Consider the following 8,702-nt stretch of genomic DNA (forward strand, 5'->3'; position numbering starts at 1 on the left):
AAATTAAAATAAAAGGGGAATGAAGAAACTAAAATATGGTCTTTTAGCAGCAGGTTTAGGGGTGGCTGTTTTGTCTTTTTCATTTAAAGAAGATTTATTCCTGGTATCTAAAAACCTCGATATTTTTGCTTCGCTCTATAAAGAAATCAATATCAACTACGTTGATGATACCAATGCCCCCCAATTGATGAAAACCGGTATCGACGCCATGTTGGATAGTTTAGATCCTTATACCGAATATGTTCCCGAATCTGAAATTGAAGATTATAAACTAAAATATGTCAGTACACAATATGGCGGTATTGGTGCCAGCACTGTTTTTATTGATGGAAAGCTGTTTATTAACGATGTGAGTGAAGGTTATCCGGCAAATAAAAGCGAGCTTAAAGCTGGAGATCAGGTGGTGAGCATTAACGGAATTGCGGTAAAAGGAAAAAACCGTCAGGAAATTAGTCAGTTGCTGCGAGGGCCTAAAGGAACAGCGGTAGAATTGCTAATGGTTAGAGATGGTAAGGAAATGGCCAAAAAATTGGTTCGGGAGGAAATAAAACAGCCTAATGTTTCTTATTCAGGAATGGTGGGCGATGGGATCGGTTATATCAAACTCGATAAGTTTTTAGAAAATTCCGGACAGGAGGTTAAAGACGCCTTGTTAGCCATACAAAAAGAAAATCCAAAAGGTGTAGTTTTAGACTTAAGGAACAATGGCGGTGGTATTTTGCAGGAAGCAGTTAAAATTGTGAACCTCTTTGTAGATAAAGATCAGCTTATTGTAACCCAAAAAGGGAAAAATGCGGAGAAAACCATTGCTTACAAAACACTTTTAACCCCAGTTTCTACTTCAGTACCATTGGTGGTACTCGTGAATGGTAATTCGGCTTCAGCCTCAGAAATTGTTGCTGGTTCTCTGCAGGATTTAGACCGTGCCATTGTAATTGGTCAACGGAGTTACGGTAAAGGCTTGGTTCAGCAAACCTTCAACCTGCCTTATAATAGCCTCGTTAAAGTAACCGTTGCCAAATATTATACCCCTTCGGGCAGGTGCATCCAGAAATTGGATTATGCACATAAAAATGCCGATGGTGTAGCTGAGCGTTTTGCCGATTCTACGATGATGATGTATCCAACCAGGGCGGGCAGAAATGTATACAGCGGCAACGGCGTTTATCCCGATATTGTAGTAGATGCAGCCAAGTTAAGCCCGATTACCATTTCGATGATCAATAAGAGCCTTTTCTTTAATTATGCAAATCAGTACAGAAAAGAAAAGGCAACATTAGCTTCGGCCAAAACCTTCCAGTTATCTGATGCAGATTATGCCACTTTTTCTAGTAGCCTTGCCGATAAAGACCTGTCCTATCAAAGCCGTACCGAAAGGTTACTTTCTGATCTGCGTGCAGAGGCTGAAAAGGAAAATAAATCAGCAGAGGTAAAAACCGATCTCGAAAATCTTAAATATAAACTTACTTCGTCTAAAAAAACCGACCTGGTTAGCCATAAAGCAGAAATTAAAAGAGTTTTAGAAACACAGATTGTGAGCCGTTATTTTTACGAAAAAGGAAGGATTGAGCAGAGCTTTCAATACGATAAAGAATTGGCTGCGGCGAAAAATCTTTTTGCAAATCAATCACAAATGCTGGCTATTTTAAAAGGAGATGGGAATTATAAGGTAATTGGAAAACCAACAAAAGCTACTGCGTCAATAGATTAAACCCAAACAACATACACTCAACCTTATGAAGAAATTGACCTTAATAGGCCTTGTCCTATTAATTGCTTTACAGTTAAAGGCGCAGGATTACACACCTACAGCCGCTAATTTAAAACAAAGAGCATGGTTTAATAATGCCCGGTTTGGGTTATTTATCCACTGGGGACCTTTTAGTATACCAGGAAGCGGTGAATGGGTAATGAACGAAAGAAAGCTTACGGTTCATAATTATACCAACCTTAAAGATTTTTTTAACCCTTTTGAGTTTAATGCCGAACAATGGGTGAGTATGGCAAAAAATGCCGGAATGAAATATATCACACTCATTACCAGGCACCATGATGGCTTTAGTATGTGGGATACGAAATATTCTGATTTTAACATCATGAATACCCCATATAAAAAGGATATTGTAAAAATGATGGCTGACGAATGCCATAAACAGGGTATAAAGTTATATTTATATTACTCGTTGCTGGATTGGCGACGGGAAGATTATCCGCATCAAACCGGTCGGACAGGGCAGTATTCTGGTCGGACAGGTAAAGGCGATTATGCCAGTTATTTGCAGTTTATGAAAAATCAATTGACCGAGTTGTTGACCAATTATGGTGAAATTGGCGGAATCTGGTTTGATGGGCATTGGGACCAGACCGAACCCGAAGGATCAAAAGACAGAACCTCGCGGATTGATTGGAAATACAATGAAATTTATGGCTTAATCCACAAACTTCAGCCACAGTGCATGATTGGTAATAACCACCACTTAACACCATTTGCAGGCGAAGATTTCCAGATGTTTGAGCGCGATCTTCCTGGAGAAAATAAATCAGGTTTAAGTTTTCAGAAAGCATCAGATAAGCTCCCATTAGAAACCTGCGAAACCATTTCAAATTCTTGGGGATATAATTTGAGCGATACCTATTACAAATCAAATAAAGAACTGGTTCATATGTTGGTTAAAGCAGCAAGTTTGGGTTCCAATCTTTTACTGAACATTGGTCCGATGCCGAGTGGTAAAATTCAGCCGGAGTTTCAAGATCGTTTGGCGGGGTTGGGCGATTGGCTTAAAATTTATGGCGAAAGCATTTACGGTACTAAAGCAGGATTTATTAAACCACAGGCCTGGGGAAGCATTACGCAAAATGGTAATAAAATTTATATCCATATTGTTGACGGAAAAACAGCATCTCTTGAGCTGGAAAACGTTCCGGTAAGGAAAATTAAAAAGGCATATTTACTAAAAGATAAAAGCCCTGTAAACTATACCTTTAAAAAATCAAAATTAAGCATTAATACGACTTTAAATAACGCAGAACCCGATCAGGTGATTGTTTTGGAAGTAGGGTAAGAAAGCATGTATATATATGCTGTCATCCTGAACGCAGTGAAGGATCTTTTTTTTATCAAGTTTTAATGTATAAGCATTTAAGTTTACATAAGCTTAAATGCCCTTATTTCCTTATATATTAAAACACAACTATTTATTTAAAACCAATCATTTTTGCCATTAAAATCGTTATAATTAACAGCCAAGTCCTTCAATAAATGACTAATTTCAATGCTTTTACTTAATTTCAACATATTCTTTCCCCCTTTATAAGAAAATAAACGTAAAACGTTTTACTTTTAGATTTTTAAATCTATTGTAGGAAATTATAAGCACACATGCAGTTCAAGAAAATCTCTTCCATTCTATTTCTAACCGCCTCTCTATTCTCTCTTAATGCAGCTGCGCAGCAGAATCCCAAACTTACCCAATATGTAGATCCACTCATCGGATCAGCAAAACACGGTCACGTTTTTGTAGGTGCCAATGTTCCCTTTGGGGCTGTACAACTTGGGCCCAATAATATTTTTGAAGGATGGGACTGGTGCAGTGGTTACAATTATGCAAGTAATACCATTACTGGTTTTGCGCATACTCATTTAAGTGGTACTGGTATTGGCGATTTAGGCGATATTTCCATTATGCCTGCAACCGGTAAATTGCTGATCGAAAAAGGTAAAAAGGCCGACGATCAGGATGGTTATCTTTCTAAATTTTCTCATCAAAATGAAATTGCAAAAGCTGGTTTTTACAGTGTATGGTTAGATAAGTACAGTATTAAAGCTGAGCTAACCGCTACTGAAAGGGTTGGTTTTCATCAATACACTTTTAAAAAAGGTGCTGAAAATCCGCATCTTATTATCGATTTAATTGAAGGTATTGGTTGGGATGCGCCAGTATCTGCTTCAATTAAGCAGTTAGATGCCACAACACTGGTGGGGCATCGTAATTCGACAGGCTGGGCCAACGATCAAAGATTATATTTTGTAATTAAACTTTCGCAACCGCTTAAAAGCATTGCACTTTACGATAGCACCGTTGTTAAAAGCAGCACAACGTTATCGGGTAAAAAACTTAAGGCGGCGGTTAATTTTAATACCATTGATAACAACAAACTGCAGATTAAAGTAGCGCTATCTCCTGTAAGTATCGAAAATGCCATTTTAAACCTCAAAACAGAATTGCCAGGATGGGATTTTGCATCGACGGTTAAAAGTGCTGATGCAAAATGGGAGAAAGAACTATCAAAAGTTAAAATTGCAGCTTCTACCGTTACCAAAAAGGTTTTTTACACGGCTTTATACCACACCATGATTGCACCCTCTTTATTTAACGATGTAAATAAAGATTATCTTGGAACCGATAAAAAGGTGTATAAAAAGGCCAATTTCAATAATTTAACTACTTTTTCACTTTGGGATACTTATCGTGCAGCAAACCCATTGTTCACCATTCTCCACCCGGATAAAGTAAGTGATGTGGTAAATACCATGTTGGCCATTTACAAACAACAGGGTAAATTGCCAGTTTGGCATTTAATGGGTAATGAAACCAATACCATGGTGGGCTACCACGCTGTTCCGGTTATTGTAGACGCCTATTTAAAAGGATACCGTGGCTTCGATGTAAACCTGGCTTACGAAGCAATAAAACAATCGGCCATGCAGAAAACAGATGGTATTGATTACATCCAGCAATTAAAATATATTCCTGCGGATAAGGTTAATGAATCAGTAGGGAAAGCTTTGGAGTATGCCATTGACGATTATTGTATTGCGCAAATGGCCAAGTCGTTGAACAAAACAGCCGATTATACTTACTTTAGCAAAAGATCCAAAAGCTATAGTTTGTACTTCGATGCGAGTGTTCAGTTTATGCGCGGTAAACTTGCCAATGGAAACTGGAGAAGTCCTTTCGATCCATTTTCGTCTAAACACCGTGAAGATGACTACGTGGAAGGGAATGCATGGCAATATACCTGGTTAGTGCCTCATGATGTTGAAGGATTAATTAAACTTTTCGGTGGCGATAAACCTTTCACCAATAAGCTCGATTCGCTATTTACCCTGCCTTTAGATTTAGGAACCAACGGTTCACCAGATATTAGTGGCTTAATTGGAAATTACGCACAGGGAAATGAGCCTAATCACCATATTACCTATTTGTATACTTATGCTGGCCAGCCCTGGAAAACTGCCGATCTGATCCGTAAAATCGACAAAGATTTTTATTCATCTAAGCCTGATGGTTTGTGTGGTAATGAGGATGTTGGCCAAATGAGTGCCTGGTATATTTTTACGGCAATGGGTTTTTATCCGGTAAATCCGGCAAATGGTGCTTATGTTTTCGGTACACCTTTAATTAACAGTGCTAGCATTTCGCTGGCGGGGAACAAGAAATTCAATATTAAAGCTGTAAATAATAGTGCGGAGAATAAATACATCCAGAAAATTGTATTGAACGGCAAACCGTACACCAAATCGTATATTTTACATAAAACCATCACTACTGGTGGAAATATGCAGATTTACATGGGCGATAAACCATCGGCAAGCTGGGGTGTAAAACCTGAAGACAGGCCGGTATCCTTAAAATAACGCTAAACAAGTACAAAAGTCGAGATAAGTTTAACCGACTTTTGCATTTAAAATTAGCCACAACAATAATTATCAACTAAAAGATCTCAAATAAATGAAGAAAATATTTCTACTTCTTTTGTGCTGTTCTGCCTTCCTTGTAAATGCACAGCAGCGATACGAATTAAACTCGGGCTGGGTTTGTACCAATATTAAAGATGCGCAAGCTAATGGCTCGGAAATTTCTAAAACTGGTTTTTCGCTTAACAGCTGGATGCCTGCAACAGTACCTGGAACAGTTTTAACCACTTTGCTGAACAATAAAAAAGTTCCCGATCCATTTTATGGGATGAATAATGAAAAGATTCCTGATGTATATAAAACAGGGAATGATTACTATACCTATTGGTTTGTAAAAGATTTTGAAGAACGTGCTACAGGTAACGAACAGGTTTGGCTACAGTTTAGGGGAATAAACTATAAAGCCGAAATTTATTTAAACGGAAAAAAAGTTAATCCGAAAACTCAGGTAGGTATGCACCTAAGGGCGCAATATAACATCACCAAACTATTATCTGCCAATGGAAAAAACAGATTGGCTGTAATTGTTTATCCGCCAGATTTTCCAGGTAATCCTAATGGTGGCCAGGGTGGCGATGGAACGATTGCCAAAGGTTTGACCACTCAATATACTGCAGGTTGGGACTGGATCCAGCCTACGCGCGACCGTAATACGGGTATCTGGGATAAAGTAACTATTGAGAAAACCAAAAGCATCAATATTCTAAATCCGCATGTAATTACTTTGGTGCCGGGCAAACGTTTGCCAGAAGGTAAGCAGAACCCAGCTACAGTTAAAGTTTCGGTCGAGGTAGAAAATCCAACTAATCAGCCTGTTTCAGGTATTTTACAATATCAGATTGCCGGCAAGTGGATTAAACAATCAGCCACCATTGCGGCAAATAAAACTACTACAGTTAAATTTCCTGATTTACAGCTTGAGAACCCAAAATTATGGTGGCCAAGCGGTTATGGTGCGCAAAATCTATATGATGTGAAAATCGAATTTGTAGCGGCCAATCAGGTATTAGATCAGGAGCAGCTTAAAATAGGTGTCCGCCAGATTGACAACATCTGGAATGAACATACCAGGAGTATGGGCGCTTTTGTAAACGGACAAAAGATTTTTATTAAAGGCGGTAACTGGATTATCAGTGATGCAATGCTCCGTTTTAGCGATGCCCGCTATGATGCAGAGATCCGTTACCATAAAGATATGAACCTCAACCTGATCAGGATCTGGGGTGGCGCAATTCTGGAAAGACCTGAGTTTTACAATGCCTGTGATAAATATGGCTTGCTTGTTTTTCAGGATTTTTGGTTTAGTGGCGATTGTAATGGCCGTTGGGTAGACCCGATGAAGAAAGAAGACCAATGGACACGCAGAAATTATCCTGATGACCATAACCTTACTTTAATTGCTATTGAAGATCAGATCAAAATGATCAGAAACCATGCTTCGCTGGCTTTTTGGTGCGGTGGGAACGAAATTACCCCACCTGAAGATATTCTGGAGCCTCTAAAAAATGACATCCTTCCGCGTTTGGATGGCACCAGAAAACTTTTCGATTTCTCTAACAGCGACGAAATGTCGTTCAATTCAATCGGCGGTAACGGCGATGGACCTTATGGTATTCAGGACATTAAAACATTTTGGGGTACCAGAACATTTCCTTACAATTCTGAAGTGGGCTCAGTAGGGGTAGGTGATTACGTTTCCTTACTTCGTTTTATTCCGAAAGAAAACCTGGTTGCACCGCAATACAAGGCCAAGCCCGATTCGGTATGGGACTATCACAAATATATCTCTTACGAGCAATACCTGAATCCATATGGTAAGCCAAAAAGTGCGGAAGATTTTGCAATGAAGGCTCAACTGACCAATTATGATCAGTACCGGGCTTTGATGGAAGGTTTCTCTAACAAAATGTGGGATTGGTACACGGGGTCCATCATCTGGAAAACACAAAACCCCTGGACGGCGATGCGTGGGCAGATGTACGATTATTACCTTGATCCCAATGCTTGTTTATATGGCTTGAGGAAAGGTAGTGAACCGTTGCACGTGATGATGAATCCTTTAGATAGCATGGTTACCATTGTAAACAATGGATTTACCACCAAAAACAACCTGATGGTGCAGGCTAAAGCTTATGATATGGATGGGAAAGATTACTTCTACGCTCAGGCCTTCAATTCGGTTGGTCCATCTTCAGTGAGAAGGTTGTTTTCTATGAACGAGTTCTTAACCAAGCTGGATAAAAAAGAAGGTGTATTTGTTTCTTTGAGGATTTTAGATCAGAAGCAAAATATTTTAAGCGAGAATATCTATTGGCTGGCTGGAAAAGATGGCGAATATTCAGGCCTGAAAAACATCAAAAAGGTACCTTTAAAAGTTGAAGCTGCTGATCAGAAAAATGGTAAAGTAGCCGTAACCTTAAGCAATGCCGCCGGAAACCCTGTTGCATTTTTTAACCGTGTTGCGTTAATCAACGCGAATAGCAATGAGCGGATATTGCCAAGCTTTTATGATGATAATTATGTGAGTATTTTGCCGGGCGAAAGTAAAACGGTTACGGTAGAATATACCGGTAAACAAAGTAATTTGGCGGTAGAGGTATATGGCTGGAATGTAGAAAAGCAGAAAGTAACTATACAATAAGTTACCATCTAGACCTCGCAGGTTTTTAAAACCTGCGAGGTCTGTAACAAAAGAAAGATACTCCGTTAGGCAGGATTTGTAATCCCGTCTTTAGAACTAAGGATTTTAAACCTTTATAGAATAAATTATGCTGACACGAAGGTTTTGGAAATGTATGGTTCTGCTTCAATGGCGGGCTTAGTCCTGCTATCGCTGCAAGTCCTCGCTACGCTGTGGGCTTTACGCTTTATCAGGTTTAGGAACATGGGGCGTTGCATAAAATTCTAAAATTACCATAAATCCGCGTTAGGGATTGTAAGGGTTCAGTACCGATTAAGCATCTGTTTTTATTTAATCACGGTATGCTTGCTTGTTTCACAGGTT

At 39.1% G+C, this 8,702-nt stretch carries 4 protein-coding genes; all 4 read left to right on the forward strand.

All coding sequences use genetic code 11. The features are described from left to right. The first annotated feature begins 19 nt into the window (after positions 1-19). Positions 20-1,711 (forward strand): S41 family peptidase, encoded by a 1,692-nt coding sequence (locus OQX63_RS09630; protein ID WP_265850656.1) that lies wholly within the window; start codon positions 20-22, stop codon positions 1,709-1,711. A gap of 25 nt (positions 1,712-1,736) precedes the next feature. Next, on the forward strand, positions 1,737-3,062 hold the full coding sequence (locus OQX63_RS09635; RefSeq protein ID WP_265850657.1) for an alpha-L-fucosidase: 1,326 nt from the start codon (positions 1,737-1,739) through the stop codon (positions 3,060-3,062). Between the two features lie 317 nt (positions 3,063-3,379). Beyond that, on the forward strand, positions 3,380-5,638 hold the full coding sequence (locus OQX63_RS09640) for a GH92 family glycosyl hydrolase (RefSeq protein WP_265850658.1): 2,259 nt from the start codon (positions 3,380-3,382) through the stop codon (positions 5,636-5,638). 94 nt (positions 5,639-5,732) lie between these two features. Next, on the forward strand, positions 5,733-8,339 hold the full coding sequence (locus tag OQX63_RS09645; RefSeq protein WP_265850659.1) for a glycoside hydrolase family 2 protein: 2,607 nt from the start codon (positions 5,733-5,735) through the stop codon (positions 8,337-8,339). Positions 8,340-8,702: the final 363 nt, after the last annotated feature.

Source organism: Pedobacter sp. PF22-3 (genome assembly GCF_026239555.1).
Taxonomy (GTDB): domain Bacteria; phylum Bacteroidota; class Bacteroidia; order Sphingobacteriales; family Sphingobacteriaceae; genus Pedobacter.